17 protein-coding genes are annotated in these 16,298 nt (G+C 69.6%); 3 read left to right on the top strand and 14 right to left on the bottom strand.

Going from position 1 to position 16,298, the window contains the following annotated elements; translation table 11 throughout:
* The first annotated feature begins 558 nt into the window (after positions 1 to 558).
* The 3 genes from ABT345_RS13105 to ABT345_RS13095 are packed head-to-tail and all read left to right on the top strand — an operon-like array spanning position 559 to position 4,374.
* Positions 559 to 1,233, top strand: coding sequence for a RhiA family protein (locus ABT345_RS13105; RefSeq protein WP_345078070.1), 675 nt, complete (start codon positions 559 to 561; stop codon positions 1,231 to 1,233).
* A 49-nt stretch (positions 1,234 to 1,282) separates the two neighbouring features.
* Positions 1,283 to 2,077, top strand: coding sequence for a RhiA family protein (locus tag ABT345_RS13100; protein ID WP_345078073.1), 795 nt, complete (start codon positions 1,283 to 1,285; stop codon positions 2,075 to 2,077).
* On the top strand, positions 2,056 to 4,374 hold the full coding sequence (locus ABT345_RS13095; protein ID WP_351322026.1) for a ribosome-inactivating family protein: 2,319 nt from the start codon (positions 2,056 to 2,058) through the stop codon (positions 4,372 to 4,374). Before ABT345_RS13100 ends, ABT345_RS13095 begins: the two co-directional genes overlap by 22 nt.
* A 210-nt stretch (positions 4,375 to 4,584) precedes the next feature.
* On the opposite strand, the gene ABT345_RS13090 is transcribed toward ABT345_RS13095, so the two are convergent.
* The 14 genes from ABT345_RS13090 to ABT345_RS13025 form a co-directional block, all read right to left on the bottom strand.
* On the bottom strand, positions 4,585 to 5,607 hold the full coding sequence (locus tag ABT345_RS13090) for a thiopeptide-type bacteriocin biosynthesis protein (protein ID WP_345078079.1): 1,023 nt from the start codon (positions 5,605 to 5,607) through the stop codon (positions 4,585 to 4,587).
* A complete protein-coding gene (locus ABT345_RS13085) occupies positions 5,589 to 6,821 on the bottom strand; it encodes a lanthionine synthetase C family protein (protein ID WP_345078083.1) in 1,233 nt (410 codons plus the stop codon). Before ABT345_RS13085 ends, ABT345_RS13090 begins: the two co-directional genes overlap by 19 nt.
* Complete coding sequence (locus ABT345_RS13080) at positions 6,818 to 9,874, bottom strand: lantibiotic dehydratase (protein ID WP_345078086.1); 3,057 nt, start codon at positions 9,872 to 9,874, stop codon at positions 6,818 to 6,820. Before ABT345_RS13080 ends, ABT345_RS13085 begins: the two co-directional genes overlap by 4 nt.
* A gap of 93 nt (positions 9,875 to 9,967) precedes the next feature.
* Positions 9,968 to 10,159 carry an FxLD family lanthipeptide gene (locus ABT345_RS13075; RefSeq protein WP_345078089.1) on the bottom strand — a complete coding sequence of 64 codons (192 nt, stop codon included), beginning with the start codon at positions 10,157 to 10,159 and terminating at the stop codon, positions 9,968 to 9,970.
* A 50-nt stretch (positions 10,160 to 10,209) separates the two neighbouring features.
* Entirely contained in the window at positions 10,210 to 11,442 is a 1,233-nt protein-coding gene (gene fxlM / locus ABT345_RS13070; protein WP_345078092.1) for a methyltransferase, FxLD system, read from the bottom strand.
* A 115-nt stretch (positions 11,443 to 11,557) separates the two neighbouring features.
* Positions 11,558 to 11,983: a hypothetical protein gene (locus tag ABT345_RS13065; protein ID WP_345078095.1), complete on the bottom strand. Its 426-nt coding sequence runs from the start codon at positions 11,981 to 11,983 to the stop codon at positions 11,558 to 11,560.
* A 224-nt stretch (positions 11,984 to 12,207) separates the two neighbouring features.
* Positions 12,208 to 13,029 (bottom strand): endonuclease/exonuclease/phosphatase family protein, encoded by an 822-nt coding sequence (locus ABT345_RS13060; RefSeq protein WP_345078099.1) that lies wholly within the window; start codon positions 13,027 to 13,029, stop codon positions 12,208 to 12,210.
* A gap of 35 nt (positions 13,030 to 13,064) precedes the next feature.
* Positions 13,065 to 13,277: a hypothetical protein gene (locus tag ABT345_RS13055; protein WP_345078102.1), complete on the bottom strand. Its 213-nt coding sequence runs from the start codon at positions 13,275 to 13,277 to the stop codon at positions 13,065 to 13,067.
* Complete coding sequence (locus ABT345_RS13050) at positions 13,274 to 13,723, bottom strand: hypothetical protein (RefSeq protein ID WP_345078105.1); 450 nt, start codon at positions 13,721 to 13,723, stop codon at positions 13,274 to 13,276. Before ABT345_RS13050 ends, ABT345_RS13055 begins: the two co-directional genes overlap by 4 nt.
* Positions 13,720 to 14,325, bottom strand: coding sequence for a hypothetical protein (locus ABT345_RS13045; protein ID WP_345078108.1), 606 nt, complete (start codon positions 14,323 to 14,325; stop codon positions 13,720 to 13,722). Before ABT345_RS13045 ends, ABT345_RS13050 begins: the two co-directional genes overlap by 4 nt.
* Positions 14,322 to 14,522, bottom strand: coding sequence for a DUF5999 family protein (locus tag ABT345_RS13040; protein WP_345078111.1), 201 nt, complete (start codon positions 14,520 to 14,522; stop codon positions 14,322 to 14,324). The genes ABT345_RS13045 and ABT345_RS13040 overlap by 4 nt, the downstream gene beginning before the upstream one ends.
* Before the next feature lie 34 nt (positions 14,523 to 14,556).
* Positions 14,557 to 15,048 carry a hypothetical protein gene (locus ABT345_RS13035; protein ID WP_345078114.1) on the bottom strand — a complete coding sequence of 164 codons (492 nt, stop codon included), beginning with the start codon at positions 15,046 to 15,048 and terminating at the stop codon, positions 14,557 to 14,559.
* A 140-nt stretch (positions 15,049 to 15,188) separates the two neighbouring features.
* A complete protein-coding gene (locus ABT345_RS13030) occupies positions 15,189 to 15,623 on the bottom strand; it encodes a hypothetical protein (protein WP_345078117.1) in 435 nt (144 codons plus the stop codon).
* Positions 15,614 to 16,114, bottom strand: a complete 501-nt coding sequence (locus ABT345_RS13025) for a DUF6415 family natural product biosynthesis protein (RefSeq protein WP_345078120.1) — start codon at positions 16,112 to 16,114, stop codon at positions 15,614 to 15,616. The genes ABT345_RS13030 and ABT345_RS13025 overlap by 10 nt, the downstream gene beginning before the upstream one ends.
* Between the last annotated feature and the right edge of the window lie 184 nt (positions 16,115 to 16,298).

Here is a 16,298-nt window from a genome sequence, read left to right as displayed (position 1 = left end):
CGCCCCGCGAAGACACCGAACAACCCTCCCTAGCCGCTGTGGCAGCGTGTCTCACCCCGGCGACAGCCATCACCTGACGGTGAGACTTTCCGCGGCGAGATGACTACCCGTCAGGCCGGTGTGCTCGTCCTCGGGAATCTGCGAGCCGAGGGCAGCCGAGCTGACGACGCGCGGGGGTATCCGAGGCGGAGGCATCTGGTCAGTTGATCGCCTGCGACGCGTGTTGGGGCTCGGGCCTGCCCGAGATGCGCGGGGAGGGGCAATGCATGGAACGTGGAGGCCAGGACACTCAGCTTGTCACCCATTTGGCCCAGTGTCGTTGGTTGTGATGGTGGCCTTGTCCGGTCCGGGGGCTTGGATCTTCGACCACTCGCACTGCGGGTATGTGGTCCAGGCGGTGGCTACGCCAATCGTCTGAGCCTGTTCCTCTCACCGGGGCATAACGAGACGGAATGAGTGACATGGTAAATCTGCCGACATGTGCGCTTTCCGTCATAGTGAGGGTGGGTGGCTGGGAGTTCCAGTCCCTGATGAGCGTCGAGTGGAAGGAGCTGTCTCATGGCAGACACGTACACCCTCACGTTGCACAACGCGTCGTCGCAGCCGGGGTTGACCTTCGCTGTCTACACAGTCGCCCCGGTGGGCAACACGGCCGGGCAGTTTCCGGTGGCTTGGCTTACCAAGCCCCTCAACGAGGGCAACCAGGTCACCTTCGCCTGGACACTCGACTACGCGGTCATGTTCGCGACCCAGGGGGGCCAGGCGGGCACGGTGTGGAAGGAGAGCAGCACGGTGGACGTCAAAGACACCGACGCTCAGCTGAACAGCGCGCTTCTCGACTACCAGAACAACGACTACGTGTTCCAGCACAATGCCGGAGCGCACCCGGTCAAGCCTGGAGAGGTCTACATCAACACCTCAGCCACTGTTCCGCCGTGGACCCTGGACGCCGGCCCCTCTGTGGGCCTGGCCATCTCCGGCGGCGAGAGCGGCCAAACGCCCACCATGGCACCCGCGATCGTGGGCAACAGCGGACCCAACCTGGTGCACACCTTCGATCTGCACCCCACCTACTACATCGATGCCGGAAACATCGTGCAGGGCGCCATGGCCGACCTCGACACGGTGACCCAGTACCAGCAAGTGACCTACGGGTCCGGAGTTTTCGCGGCGGAATGGACTCTGGACAAGAGCAACAACTGGGTAGAGGGTCCGCCGCCCAGGAACAGCTGAGCTGCCAGACCTGGTGCGACACGCCTGGCGGCATCGGCAGTCGTCGGGCGTGTCCCCTCACGGCAGTGGGGCCTCGTCGGTCACGACGCTGGTGCCGGCCGGTGCGGCGCTGGCTGCTCACAGCAGGGGCGAGGGGCTGCAAACGCTGCTGCGGGGCGGGCGCCCCATGAATGACGCCTACAGCCTCACCCTTTACAACCGCTCCTCGCAGCCCGCCTTCACGTTCGCCGTCTACGTCGTGGTGACGGTGAGGAGTGGCCAGAGAGACCCATCGAACGTCTATCCATTGGTCTGGCTCGCGAAGCCGCTCGACGACGGTGGGCAGGTCACGTTCCAGTGGACTCTTGATTTCTCCCTCGTCTATGCCGACCTGGGCTGCCAGGAGAACAATCCATGGTGCAGCAGCAGCGAGGCCGAACCTGTGCAGTACGACGACACTGCTCGAAACAGCATGCTTCTCGATTATCCGAACAGTGCCTACACGTTCACGCGCAATCCTGCGGTGCACCCGGTCAAGCCACCGGAGGTATACATCGACACGACCGGGACGGTTCCGGCGTGGACATTGCCGAACGGCCCCTCCGTGGGCCTTGCCGTCTGCGGTGGCGAAGAGGACAAGCCGCTCGCGCCAATCCCAGCGATCGTGACCGACAGCGGACCTAACCTCTGCCACACCTTCGACCTGTCCCCTGCGTATTTCATCCATGCGGGGCAGGACGATGCCAATACCATGATCAGGTTAGACACCGTGAAACGGCATCAGCAGGTGAATTACGACCCCGGGGTGTACTTCGCTCAGTGGACGCTGGACAAGGCCAACGAATGGATCTGCGGCCCTCCATGACCACGGGCCCCGAAGTTCTCTCGTCGAACGGCGTTCCTCGACCGAGACGCCGCCCATGGCCGTGTCCTCTCGCGGCCGGAACGCGGACGGCAACGACAGGTCCTGGCCCGTCCGCGACCACCGCCTCGGTGAACCGAAAGGACAGCACGATGGTTCCCCTGACAACCCTTGATCTGAGGAACACGGAACCCCAACACTTCGCCGCCGTCATCAACGCAATCCGAACGCGGGTCTGCGACCAGAGTCCAGAGGCTGTCGTTGAAGTTCAAAATGCTCAGGGCGTTACCCGCCGGCTCTATCCCATGAGTCATACCCATCAGATCAATCAGGCTGAGAGCATGTTCTCGGTCCGCATCGTGATCGAGGACGGCCGCTACCTCGACTGGTATATCCAGGACACCGACCTGTACGGCTGGGGCTACACCCTCGACGGCAACAACACCTTCTATCACCTCCGAATCCCGGAGGGACGTACGGGCATCCTGGCCATGGCTCAGCAGGAGGGGCTGGCCCCGCAGGACACCGGACTCGAGGAGCGCTACGCCACCCTGGTTCCCGACCGTGCGGCAGTACTTCCCGTGGGGCGGTCATACCTGAACCACGCCGTCGAGCAGCTCTTGGACAACCCAGGCTCCGACCAGTACCGGCGGCAGGTGATCGTCCTGCTGGCCGAAATGCTGTGCGAGGCCGCGCGCTTCGCCAGGATCGCAGTCGACATCGCCAACATCTGGGCAACCGGCGAAAACCTACGACAGGATCGGCGCGATCGAATGGCCTTGGCTGAGATCAGCTGGCACGCGCTCTCGACCAACCTGATCCAGGCCCGTGAGAGCGAGACCCCCCTCGCAGAAACTGTTCTCACTCGGGTGTTCGGCAGCACCGCGGCCGCGCTCTGTATGGTGCTGGCGATCCTGCACCTCAAACAGCACGGCTCCGGCGGTCCGTCCCGGAATCGGCGGGCGGAATACTTCACAACGGGCGGTGTGACGGCCCCCCGCGCCCTGTATCCGGTGCTCAACGCCTCCGGAAACATGCCGGACGCGAACAAGGCATGGCTCTTCCGGCTCGACACCTGCCTGACCTACGACATTCCCACCGACAGCGTCACCGCCGGCCCGCAGTCGATCGAAACGGTCTGGCCCGCCCTCAAAGGCACCGTCTTCGCGAACTCGGTGGACACCGCCGTCGTCGTCCCCGGCAGCAGCAGCATGGTCTGGCTCTTCTGCGACAGCCAATACGTCCGCTACGACCTGTCCACCCATACGCTCGCCGTGAACCCCAAGGAAATCTACGACGGATGGCCCGGCCTGCAGGGCACCACCTTCGACAACTGCATCGACGCCGCAGTCCAGGACCCCACCGGCGGCAACGCACTGTTCTTCTTCCTCGGTGAGGAAGTCCTTTACTACTACGTCGACAACGACAAGGTCGTCGGGCCCAATCTCATCGGCGAATACTGGCCCGGCCTCGCCGGCACTCCCTTCGCCCGCGGCGTCAGCGGTGCCTTGACCGTCAAGGGCCAGCCCGACTCCCTGTGGTTGTTCCGGGGCGACGACTACGTCCGCTACGACCTGAAGGACCAGAAGATCCTCGCAGGCCCCAAGCCCATCCATGCGGGCTGGCCGCCTCTGGCAAAGAAGGCGTTCATCGACGGGGTCAGCGCCGCCCTGCCGAGCCGCGGCGAGAACCCCGACGACGTCTGGCTCTTCCACGACGACATCTACCTGAGGTACGACACCGTCAACGACAAGATCACCCATCCTGCGACCGCGGTGGCCGACGGGTGGCACCACCTCGACACCCAACATTTCTCCGACCGCATCGACGCCGCCCTGACCGTCCCGGGCGAGAGCGCGCAGGCGTGGTTCTTCCACGACGACCTCTACCTGCGCTACAACATCACCGACGACACCGTCATCAACGGGCCTTCCACCCTCCACGACGGCTGGCCCGGACTGCGCGGCACAGGATTCGAGGACGCCGGCATCACCGCCGCCGTCCTACGGCCCGGCCACCCCGACGAGGCATGGTTCTTCGCCGGCAGCCAGTACCTCCGCTACAAGATCTCGGACGACACCCTGCTCCAGCCCCCCAAATCCATCGCCGAAGGCTGGCCTCCCCTGAAGGGCACCGCCTTCGCCAACGGCATCGACGCCGCGTGCACCCGGCCAGGCGGCGACGACATCTGGTTCTTCACCGGCAGCATCTACTGCCGCTACAACCCCGAGACGGACGAGATCACCGTCGGCCCCAAACAGATCAGCGACGGCTGGACACTCGGGTTCCCCGTCAGCTGACCACCACCAAACGCAAAGCCCCTGCCGCGCAGCACGAAGAACGCCACCGACAGGCAATCCGGGCACCGCTCTGGTAGCCGCCGCAGCCCTCACCATCCGGCTCCGAACGTGATCGGCCGGACAAGTCCCCGCTCCCGTTGCCGCTTGAAGTCAGATTCTCCGGCGTTAGGCCATCAACCGCACCGGATGCGGGTTACCGAGGTAGGGGAGCTACCGCAGCAGGTCGGTGTGTGGGCCGCTCCCCTTCTGCTCGTCGCCGTGCAGGATTGCCGCCCTGGCTGCCCAGGCCAGGATGCTCTGCCCTCGCATGGACAGTCCGAGCCGGTTCCAGTGGAAGATCACGTGGTAGCTGAGCACCTGCCGCAGCCCGCGGTCGAGGGTTCCGTCTTGGACGGCGCGGTGGAGAGCCTGGCCTGTGTCGTGGAAGGCGGCGGCCCACCTGGCGACGGGTTCCAGCGAGCCCTCGGAACGCAGCAGGGCGTCGGTGTCGGCGAGGAGCAGGGGACGGATCTCCTGGGCTCGGGCGTTGAGTCGTTCCGCCGGGACATCGCTGATGGCCGAGCGGTGTTCCTTCGTGATGACGCGGTGCCAGACATCGCCCTGCTCGTACCACTCCAGTCCGGCGGAGCGCATCATGATCGTGCACAGGAGGACGGACAGTTCCCGGGGCCCCACAGCGAGGTCCGCTCGCTGCCGCAGCTGCTGGGTCTCCCGGCTGTCGGTGACGAACAGGGTGTGCGCGGCCGTCATGCTGGCTTTCCCGCCGAACGCCGCAGTCTCCGGCTCGTAGATGCCGGGCCACCAGCGTTGAAGGTGGCCTTCGGCGGCGAGGCGGTCGAAGGCGCCGCCGATGCTCGCCTTGGTGTCGGCCGCGGGCTGAAGGCGGAGGCGCAGGCGCCAGCAGGGGTGCTTTCTGGTGTACCACCAGCCGTCGATCGCGCCGGTTGTCTCCGCGTTCCGCAGCACGGGCAGGACGTGCGTGGTGAAGGTGGTGTCGGCGGTCGCCCAGTCGGTGAAGTGGAGGTATATCTGCCACCAGCCGGTGGTGACGGCGTGGCGGTCCAGGGCTTCCCGGCCGGCTTGGTCGTAGACCGCGACTGCTTCCGAGAGAACCACGGGGTCCATTTGGTACTGGTCCGCGGCGTCGACGATCGACATGCCGGTCAGTACGGCGAGGACAGCACGCTGGGTCGGGCTCGGCTCGGCTTCCCGAGTCAGTTGATCAAGAAACATGAGTCCCATCCGGTGATCGGCGTCTGCTGCGAGACGACGGTGGTGAGGGCGAGCGCGGTGCCGGCGGCGCCGTTGAGCAATCCGGGCGGCGGCGGGTCACCGGGCTCAGCGTGCGTGGTGAGGGCGTCACCGAGACGTTCCGGGAGGGTGCGAAGCCGCGGGTCGAGTGCGTCTGCGGCGGCGCGGTGCGCGGTTTGGTAGATGCCCGCCCATCCGTGGCAGAGGCCGCTGTCGGTGACCTGGGCGAGCTGCGCGGGATCGGTCAAGGCCCGGTACAGGGCGTCCTCGTAGAACTTCTGGAGCGAGGAGGAGCGCAGGGCGATCCCGGCGAGTTGACCGGCGCGTGCGATGCCTGTCGTGCCGTAGCACCAGCTCGGCCGCATCGGGGCGTCGTGGTGGGGGCGCCCGCGGTCGAGGTCGTGGTGCGCGATGTGCTCGGGCCACCAAGGGCCGGAGTCGCTGTGCTGGCACCAGGCGTCGAGGTGGGCGCAGATGGTGAACATGGCGTCTCGGTGGCCGCTGACGGTGATGCCTCGGCGCAGGGCCTGGGCCAGGAGGAGCAGCGGGCCGGTGATGCCGTGGGCCGCGCCGAAGTTGGCGTGACCGCCGGGGAAGTAGGGGGATTCGCTGCGGGTGGGGTCGTGGCGGACCCACCAGCCGGGAAGTCCGCGGCCTGCGGGAGCGAGGGGGCGGGTCAGGGTGACGAGGTAGTGCAGGACCCGTTCCAGGGCGGGGCCTTCGGGGTCGGTGCGCAGGAGGTAGGCGCCGATTCCCGTGAGTCCGTAGAAGAGGTCGTACTCCGAGAAGGTGGGCAGGTCGCGCCTGTCGATGCGGGCGAGCGCGGCGTCCACACGGCGGGTCGCGAGGTCGGTGATGTGCTGGTGCAGGGTCGCGCGCGCCGAGGCGTACAGGTGCTGGTAGGCCGGGGGGATGGTGGTGAGGAGGAAGCCGACGGCCGGGGCTCCGAGAAACAGGCCCGTCTCATCGGCGGCGCTGACGGTTCCGGAGGCCGCGGCCGTGATCCATCGGTGGGCGGCACGCCAGGAGCCGCCGTACCGGCTGGCGATCTCGGTGTGCAGCAGAGCGATCCCGGCGGCGCCCTCGGCGAGGGATTGCGCCGCCCAGGGCGTGTTCTCCGACGCCGGGGCGGGCTCCGCCAGGTGCGCGGCGTGCTGGTCGAGGAGGGCCGATGCCGTGGCGGGCGAGGCAGTCATCGGCCGGCCTTCTGGTGCTGGAGGGCCGCGGTGCGCACGAGCCGCAGCGTGGTGTCCTCGGCGGTCGGGCTGACGCCCAGGGCCCGGACGTGGTGCTGGTGGAGCAGCGAGCGGGCGGCCCGCATCGGGTCGGCGTCGGCCCGGCGGAGCCGGTAGGCGTCGAGGGCGGCGGTGCGGGCCTGCCACGCCCGGGTGACGGCGTCGCCCCCGGGAAGCGCGCCCAAGGCGTCCCGGCCGCCCGGGGAGATGAGTTCGAGCATCTGGTCGCGCAGGCGGGGGTCGAGGCGGCCGGTGGTCTGCGGCAGCCGCCGGACCATCCAGTCCGTGGCCTGGGCGGCGGAGGGGGCGAGGTGCTGGACGAGGTCGTAGGCGCTGGCTGCGGCGAGGGCCCGCGGGGCGACGGCGTCGGTCTGGTGGGTGAACCTGATCTGCGCGAGGGCGGCGGCGGAGTCGGCGGCGAACACGCGGTGCGCGGCGGCCATCGCATCACCCTGCCCGAACCGGCCGGTCTGCGGCCGGTAGTCGCTCAGGGTCAGGCCGGCCGCCAGACCGACGCGGTGAAGGGCTTCCGCCCAGTCGTGCACGTTCTCGGCTGCCGCGGCGTAGGCGCCGGGGGCGAGGTGAAGGACGAGGTCGAGGTATTGGTCGGCGTCGGGGCGAGCCGTCTGGCGGTGCCGGGTGAACCACCACACGGTCAGGCGGTCGCCCAACTCGGCGAGCAGGGGATCGAGGTGCTGGGTCAGGATTTCGTCGTACCGGCCGGGGTGGGCGTGCAGCCGCGCGTACAGCACGTCGCCGGTGCCCGGCAGGTGGAGCGGCGCCGGTCCGGTGGCGGCCGGGATGGTGCTGCTGTTCTCGGGGTGCTGCGGCGGCGCGGTGTTGCGGAGGGAGACCCACACCTCGTGGGCGCGGCCGATCCAGCCGTGCGCGTCGGCCGGCGGCGCCTCGCGTAGTTCCAGGCGCTTGTTCTGGTCGAGCTGGGACCGGAGCAGACGGCGGTGTACGGGGTGGGTCAGGTCCAGCGGAAGGCGTTGGTCGTACTCGACCATGCTGATCTTGTCCGGCATGCGCAGCCGGGTACGCCAGGCATCGAACGCTTCGTCCCAGCAGCCCTGTTGGGCGGTGCGGCGGGGTAGCTCGTCGGCGGTGAGCAGCCAGCGGGCGGGGGCCAGGATGGTGCGGCGGTAGCGCACGCGGGGCAGGTACGGCAGGCGGGCCGCGGCTCCGAAGTCGAACGGCTTGTACGCGGCGTACCGGGCACCGGCGACCTCGGCGAGGAGCCGGGCCAGCGCCGGGGTCTGGACGCCGGCTTCGAGGGCGTGGAGGACCCGCACGTCCAGGGGGTGGCCGGTGGAGTGCTGGACCAGGTGGAAGTGGCGGGCGTCGGCGGTGACGGCGATGTCGTCCAGGCTGATCGTCCCGCCGCTGGTGACCGGGTTCTCGCCCACGGCGATGACGTGATCCAGCAGCCGCGGTGTGCGGATGACGTTCTCGTTGCGGCGTTTGCGGGGCGGGAAGCTGAGCTGCGCGGTGAGCGCGTTGGGGTCGGTCCGGTAGCCAGCGGCCAGGTCCTCTTGCTGCTCGGGGTCCAGCAGGTGGGCGAACCGGCCGGCCATGCTGCTGCCGGGCCGTGGGACGGCGGTCAGCGCGATCTCGAAGGCGCCGCGCGCGAGGTCCGCCGGGAACGGCGCGCGGATCTCGAAGGCGGTCTCCACTCGCGGGACGAAGTGCGGTTCGGTGCCCGCGGCGGCCGCCAGGGCGCTGATCGTCTTGTCGGTGAGGACGAGTTCGCCGCCCTCCATCAGCACCGGTTGCAGCAGCGCGAGCAGCGCCTCATCCCGATCGGTGAGCAGCTTCGGCGGTCGGTCGCGTTCCGATCCGAGGTAGCCCGCGGGCAGCCCGAGCCCGCTGTCGGAGACCAGCTCCAGGACGGAGACCCGGGCGCCGGCGCCGTAGCGGGCGCGGAAGCGGCGGTGGTAGTCGCGCCAGTGCTGATAGCCGTAGGGCTGGGAAGTGGTGCGGTACAGCGCGGTGACCGCGGCCTGTACTTCCTCCAGGACCGCGGCGGGTATCTGCACGTCGCAGTCAAGGGCGGTGTCGATGACCAGCGGGGTGGGGGTGGCCCCGGACAGTGCGCGCATCCTCGCCGTCAGGCGGCCGGGCGCCGAGATGGTGGTGGGCTGGGTGGCGGCGATCTCGTCGCGTAACTCGTACAGCTCGGTGACCAGCTCGTAGAGGTCGGGGATCGAATCGGCGGACACCCGCTCCAGCTCGGTGCACAGGTGGCCGAAGGCGTCCATGGTGGTCATCGGCGCCCACAGGCTGGTCAGCAGGATCTGCTGGGTGATCAGGTCGCCCAGCAGCCGGTCGATCAGGTCGGGCCCGGCCTGCGGGAAGAGTGTGCGCAGCCGTACGTGCAGGTCGTCGTAGACGATCGGCCGGCGTGTGGCCTCGACCGCGGCGGCGACCGGGCGGGCGTGGCGTACGGATACCTCGACCGGCGCCATGAGCTGGGCGTACGCGTCGGCGGGCGGTCCGACGGTGACCAGTCGGTTGCCGCGTTGCCGGGCGGTGTTGTTGGCCACCAGCGGCAGCCGCTTCAGCAGCTCCGGGTTCGCTTGGAGGCGGAGGATGAGGTCGGTGACCCATTCGGCGTCCGCGCGCAGCAGCGCCCGGTGCTTCTCGCGCCACTGGACGTGCGCCGTCTCTGCGACGGTCACGGCGGCGGTGCCGGCGAACAGGCCGTGCGGGGTGGGGCGGTTCTGCCACCGCAGCAGGTAGGAGATCGTGGACAGCGCGATCCGCCGGATCTGGCGGGGCTCGGTCCGGCGCCCGTCCACGGCAGCTTGGACCGCTTCGGTGAGCACAGGGGTGGCCGCGGACAAGGCGGCCTGGAATGCCGGGTGCTGCCAGGTCCGGTGCAGCCACGCGAGGGTGGCGGCCGCGTCGTCCAGGTCGAGCGTGTCGGGCAGTTCCACGGGGGCCTGGCTGGTGGTGGCCCGCAACAGTGCGGGGCCCTGCCAGCGGTAGCTGACGGCCGAGGGGGTGGCCATGGGGCGTTCCCTTCCGGTACAGGCGCATCGATGGCCGGTGGGCCGAGCGGGACGTACATCACGCCCGGCCCACCGGTGGAGGGGCCTGAAGGATCAGGCAGGGTCCTCGATGAAGGAGCTGCACGCGGAGGCGCCGTTGGCGCAGGTGCTGCCGCAGCCATCGTTGGTGCCGCACATCAGCTTGCCGTGCGGGTGGGAGGCGACGACGACTTTCACGTCGAGCGGCGCGAAGTCGTCCTCCACGGTCGCCAGCGCGGCCGTCGGGGCCGGAGTGGTGATGCTCATGGTGGTGCCCTTCCTTCCGATATGGATGGTGCGGGAACCCTGGCCTGCGGCTACTGCTTGGCGGGCCAGGAGAGCGAGATCCGGCTGTGGACCTTGTCGATGACCCGGTCACCGGGGACCTGGTCATCGGGGGTGCCGGCCGGATAGACCCGGATGACCGGGCTGGGGCCGCCGCGGTGTTCGCCGGCCCAGTCGCGCAGGTGACCGGTGATGGTCTCGGCGAACGTGGCGGCGTCGGGGCCGAGGGCGTGCACGCCGAACTCGACGTGCTTGTTGTCCTCGGTGCGGCGGGTGGTGAGGTAGGCGAAGGTGCGGCCCTCGCTGTCCACGGCGGCCAGGGTGAAGCCCTTGTGGTTCGGGGCCACGATGCCGGAGTCCAGCTCCGGGTCCACGGCCATGATGCAGAAGCCCGGCAGCCGGATGGCCAGGTGCATCTGGAGGGTGTCCAGCAGCTCGCTGACTCCGATGGTCACGCCGGTCCACGTCTCGAACCGCGGGAAGGTGACGGCGTTGTCGAGCAGGCTCGGGTCGGAGGGCAGACCGTCATCGAACCGCAGCCCGATCTCCGGGGTGCCGTTGACCAGCAGCAGATCCTCGTCGTGCGCGCTGGAGCCCTGCATGGGGACGAACCCGCAGATTTTCGCGGACTCGCTCTCCAGGTGGTCACCGACACGGGTGAACGCAACGGAGCGGGTCAGGCCGCGCATCCGCAGCGGCACCACCAGGCGCCCGCCGTCCTTGAGCTGGCTGATCCAGGCCGGCGGGATGTCCCAGGCGCCGACGGTCACGAGCACGACATCGACCTTCCCCAGCCCGGGGATCGGCTCGGCGGCGTCGCCCGTGCAGACGGTGACCCGGCTGTAGCCGTGCTGCTCCAGCAGCCGACTGGCCCGGTCGGTGACGACGGGGTCGATGTCCACCGTGGTGACCTCGCCGTCGGAGCCGACGAGTTCGGCGAGGTAGGCCGCGTTCAGCCCGCCCGACCCGATCTCCAGCACGCGCATCCCCGGGCGGACCTGGGCCTGCTCCAGCATGAGGGCCTGAATCTGCGGCGCCGATACGGAGCTGAGCTGCACCCCGTACTCATCGGTCTTGGTGATCACCGCCGCGTATGGCTCGTACGCCTTCTCCAGGCTCGCTTCGGGGGCGAACCCGTGGCGCGGCACCTTGCGCATGACGGCCTCGATCTCGGGGGAAGAGATCGTGCCGTCCGCGCGCAGCTCGTCCACCACCTTGTTGCGCAGGCGGGTTGCCTCGTCGGGCTCGACGGTCGTGTTCGGCATGAAGTTCCTTCGGTCATACGTGGTCGGGGGGATGCCGGCAACAGAGTGCCGGAGGCTATCGGGGACGTACTCCGTTCACGCCAGCTCAGGTGGCCGACGGTGTCGTACCCGGCCGTCATGCGGCGGTGTTGCGTAGAGCGAGGCGTACGGGGGTGATGCCGTGGAGGGATATGAGTGCCTGGTGGGCGACGACCCACGGGGCCCGGGGGCTGCGGTAGCGGACGGCGCTGAGGCCGCCGTCCGTGGCGGGGTGGGGGCGGAGGGTCGTGGGGTCGTAGAGGAGGCCGGCGACGCCCCAGGGGCGGACTCCGTCGACGAGGACGGCGGTGTAGCTGCGCTTTCGGCTGCCGCGGGCGCGCGCCACGCGCGGCGCGCAGCGGTGGCACAAAGGCGGCGTGGCCGTCACGTGTCCCTCGCGCACCTCTGCGCTGAGAAGGAACAGCCACCTGTTCGCGGGGTGTTCGCCGGGAGGCGGGTCGTCGCGCAGCGCGTGACCGCCGAGGGTGGGGGCGGCGTCGAAGTGGCACAGCAGATCAGTCATCGCGGTGCGCTGCCGGTGGGAGTGGACACGCCCCTGAAGAGGGCGCCCACGTCCCGGAGCGATGATCTGGCGGCGCCACAGAACGCCGTGATGGTCGCGGTCATGCCGCATCTCGCCCCGGAACGCGAGGGCCGGGTAGCCGCTCCGGCTGACGCGAACGGTGACGGCCGGCGTGGCGTCGGCCTCCTGGGGCCACGCCGCTACGTACGGGGGTTCGGGGGCCGTCATGGGAGGAGTCCCAGGTCGAGGGTCGCGATGCCGGGGAGGTGGTCGCTCGACGTGCGGGCGGCCGGATTGTCGATGACGGTCCAGTCGGTCAGGGCAGGGGTGAGGGCTTCGGAGAGGAGCACGTAGTCGCTCCGACGCGCCCATGCCTCGGCGCCCGGCCAGTACCCGGTGGTTGGCACGGCGGCCACCCCAAGGTGGTCGGGCGGATCGATGAACCCCGCTACCGAGAGGGTGCGGATCGCCCGGCGGTCCGCACCGCCGTACACCCCATCGGGCAGAACCAGCCGGTGTCGGGAGTACAGATGCCAGGGGACGCAGGACCAGTCGTCCGGTTCGGGGTCGCTCACCCCGATGGTGTTGAGATCGCCCAGGAGCAGGGTGCGGCGGCCCTCTTCCGCGTACTCCGTCAGCCAGCCGGCCTCGGCCAGCCTCATGTCGGGGCTGACCGGATTGAGGTGGGTGTGCAGGACGGTGATGCGGTACCGGTCGTCGACCTCGATCAGTGTGCGGCTGGCGGCGTGGTGGAAAGTTCCGGCGGCGAGGTTGGGGGTGTGCTCGACAATCCGCACGCGAGGCGCCCGGACGAGGAGCAGCAGATGGCAGCCGTGATTCGCCGAGGGGGTGAGCAGGGGCTGCATTCCCAGGGCTCGGGCAGCGTCGTGCAGTCGACGTTCGCGGTCACGGTCCCAGTGCTTCGCCTCCTGGAGGCCCAGGATGTCGAGCCCGGCGACGAGGTCGAGCTGGCGGGCGAAATCCTGGGCATCCGATGCGCCGCCGTCGCGGATGTTGTAGGTACCCACGCGCAGGTTGGTGGTCATGTGCTGCTCCGTGCGGAATGGCTGGGAAGAGGTAGTCATCGGAGTACGTCCGGTGCTGACGTGACGGGGAGAGAGCCGAGTCCCCGGGCTGCGATGGCCCAGAGCGCCGGAGACGGGGCGCCGTTGGGGACATAGCGGCAGAAGCGGCAGAGGGAGACCGTGCGCACCGGGCCGGAGGCGGAGTCGAGGTAGAAGTCCTCGACGGCCGGTTCTCCACAGGCGCATCGGGGCTCGCTGGTCTGGGTCATCGGCAGTCACCGTCGTGCCCGCCGAAGAGATCGCACTCGTCGCGAGGGCAATCGGGCAAGCCGTTCACGAAGGAGGTCATGTGGTGGGTCACCGGGCCTCGGGTTGCGGTCCAGCTGTGGAGCCCGGCGTGGTCGAGATACAGCACGCACGGCTCGCCGTCCGGTCCCGCGTCGGGGCAGTTGCGGCGGACCTCGAACCAGCAGTGCCGCCACCGTCCGTCCTCGTGATCGGTCCAGCGGACCCAGAGGGCGTAGCCGTCGGTCAGCTCGGTCAGGCACAGGGCATGGGCGCATTCGGACGGGTCCTCGTGGTCCGCGACGAGGATGCAGAAGGCTCGGCGTAAGACAGCTGCGGCCAGGGGCGCGAGTTCGGGCCGGCTGGTGCGGAGCTGGTCTTCCAGGGCCTCGCGGGGCGGTGCGAGGACGTAACAGAACTCTGGAGTCACCGTGCCTCCGTGAGGTCGGCGCGGTCGTTCAGGTCGACGACGGCGTACTTCGTCAGCTCACGGACAAGCAGTTGCGCGATGGTCCAGCGCGCCTCGTAGGTGCCGTAGGGCACGGGTACGTCGGTCGGCTGGTCCTGTTGGACGCGGTGGCCGGCCCAGCGGTACGGGGTGCCGATGACGCCGTGGAGGCGGTGGCGGGTGACCAGAAGCGCGGTGTAGCCGTGCTGTAGGGCGGCTGCCTCCCGGACGGCGACGGGGGCGTGGGCCAGGCACACCGGCGGCAGCACCGTCCGCACCGGCTGCGAAGTGTCCACGCCGTCGGGGACGAGGAACAGCGTCCCGGTCCCGAGCCGGGGGCGGCGGAGGCTGCGGACGGGCCGGACAGGCATCTCGCACAGCGCGCACGTCAGGTAGAGCATGGGCTGACGCTGTCCGTCCGGGGCTGTGCGGTCCCACAGGACATCGCGAAGATCCCGGTCACCGGGGTGCTCGGTGACGTAGCTGAGGCGGAAGTGCCCGGCGGGGCCTCGGCGGACGCACAGCGGCGGTCCGTCGTGCTCCCCGGCCGTCGGAGCGAGAAGAAGTTCTGCGGTGGCGGTCATGCGGCGACCGCCAGGCGGGTCTGCGGGCGGCGCGGCCCGATGACCTCGCCGTCCGGGGTCAGCTCGCCAGTGTCATCGAACAAAAGTACGCCATTGCATAGCAGGCTCCAGCCCTGATCAGGGTGGCCGGCCACGGTGTGCGCGGCGTCGCGGTCGGCGGCATCGGCGGAGGGGCACGGCGGGGTGTGAACGCACATGGCAGGGGCGGATTCCTTCCAGAGGGCGAGAGGGTCAGAGCGCGACGGGGCGGCGGGAAGGGTGAACCGGGCGGGAGGTGCGGCGGCGGTAGGGGATGCCGAGCTGGCGGGCGCGGGTGATCAGGTGCGCGTCCGTCGCGGCGCCGGTGACCTCGCACAGTGCGCGGATATCGCGCTCGACCGCGGGCAAGGACTTGGTGGTGCGGCCGGAGATGGCCCCTGCGGTCATGCCCTGGGACAGCAGCCGTATGAGGGAGACCTGCCCCGGGGAGAGCCGCACGGCGACCTGGCAACGGGGCGCCTCCGGCGGCGGGGCGGGCAACGCACCGGCGAGGTAGGCGCGCTCGACGGCCGCGGCGTCGCTCATGTCACGGTGGCCCAGCCGGTCCTTGGCGCTGGGCAGCAGCCGGTCTCGGACCGTCTTCACCCGCATGGAGGTCTGCGCCGAGATCTCCTCCACGGAAAGTCCGTGCGCGATGCCCAGCAGGGCCGTTACCTCGGGGCCCGACAGCTCGACCTTCAACATCGAAAACTCCGTGTAGGTGAGGCGGTCAGGGACGGGTGCTGTCCTGCTTGGTGCTGCGGCTCAAGGCGCCCTTGGCGAAGAGCAGGGACGCGTAGTCGTGGTCGAGCACGGTGAAAGTCCTTTCGAGCTGGGCGAGTTGGTTACGGGTGAGAGGAGAGGGGGAGGGCTGCGCCGCTTCGGTGCCGCCGAGGCGCAGTGGCAGGCGGCGGCGCGGGGGCAGAGCACCGGCAGGTCAGCGGCAGGGGAATTCCGACGGGAGCGGCTCTCCAGGACCAGCACCCCGACGGCGTCGTCACGGTGAAGTCCACGGGACTCCCCTGCCGGAGGCCGGCCGTGGCCCGGTCGGCGGCGCGGTGATCACCCAGCCACGCCCACGCGGCCCCGAAGCCGGCGTGGTCGAGGTCGAGCAGGGCGGCGCGGACCGATTCGCGCAGCCACTCCATGGCCAGGTCGGGGCTCGCCGCGACGAAGCTGTGCGGCGCCGGCCGACCGTCGACCTCGAAGCCGACCGGCAGCCCGTCCTCGTCGGTGCGGTCCAGGTACGCCCAGTACGCGGGCGGCGGGGTTACGCACACCGCAGCTCCCGGACCCGGGGGCGAGGTTCGAACGTCGGCAACGGCTCGGCGGCGTCGCCCGGATCGAGCCTGTCGATCAGCTCCTGGGCGGCCATCGCCATCCGACGCACCTGCGCTGCATCAGCGCTGGCGGCTGCGGCCGGACCGGTGCGGAGCTTGTCGGCGCGGTCGATCGCCGCGGCGAACTCCGTCGACGGGCAGCGGGCACGGGCGACACGGCCCATGTTCACGAGCTGCCCCAGCAGCCGCCCCAACCGCTCAGCAAGCACTTGGAGTTCGGCGTGATCAACCAAGTCCTGTGCGGGAGGCTCCCCGGGACGGCCGCGCATCAGCCCCGGCGCCCGGCGGCTCCCGGCGACGCCTTCCGGTCCAGCCGGCGCACCGAGGACCCGATCGAGGTCGTCGTCGTACTCGGCCAGATACTCGTCGTGCAGCCTGCCGATGAGCCGCAGGAAGAGGTCCGTCCTGCTGGCGTGCTCGGGATGAGACACCCCTCCTGGAGGGTTCGGGCTCTCCGCCGACGGCCCCTGCCTCATCGAGTGGGCAGTTGCCGCGACGTCGACTCCCCCTGTGAGACGGTCGTTTGGGGCCGCGCGGAGCTTGGTCATGACCTCATCGCACCGCGTCTTCCTGGCGCCTACCAGGGGAATCCAGAGGGGGAAAATCTTGTCAAGG

Source organism: Streptomyces sp. NPDC000404 (assembly GCF_040300365.1).
GTDB lineage: Bacteria > Actinomycetota > Actinomycetes > Streptomycetales > Streptomycetaceae > Streptomyces > Streptomyces ramulosus.
This window is presented reverse-complemented; position numbering and strand designations above follow the sequence as displayed.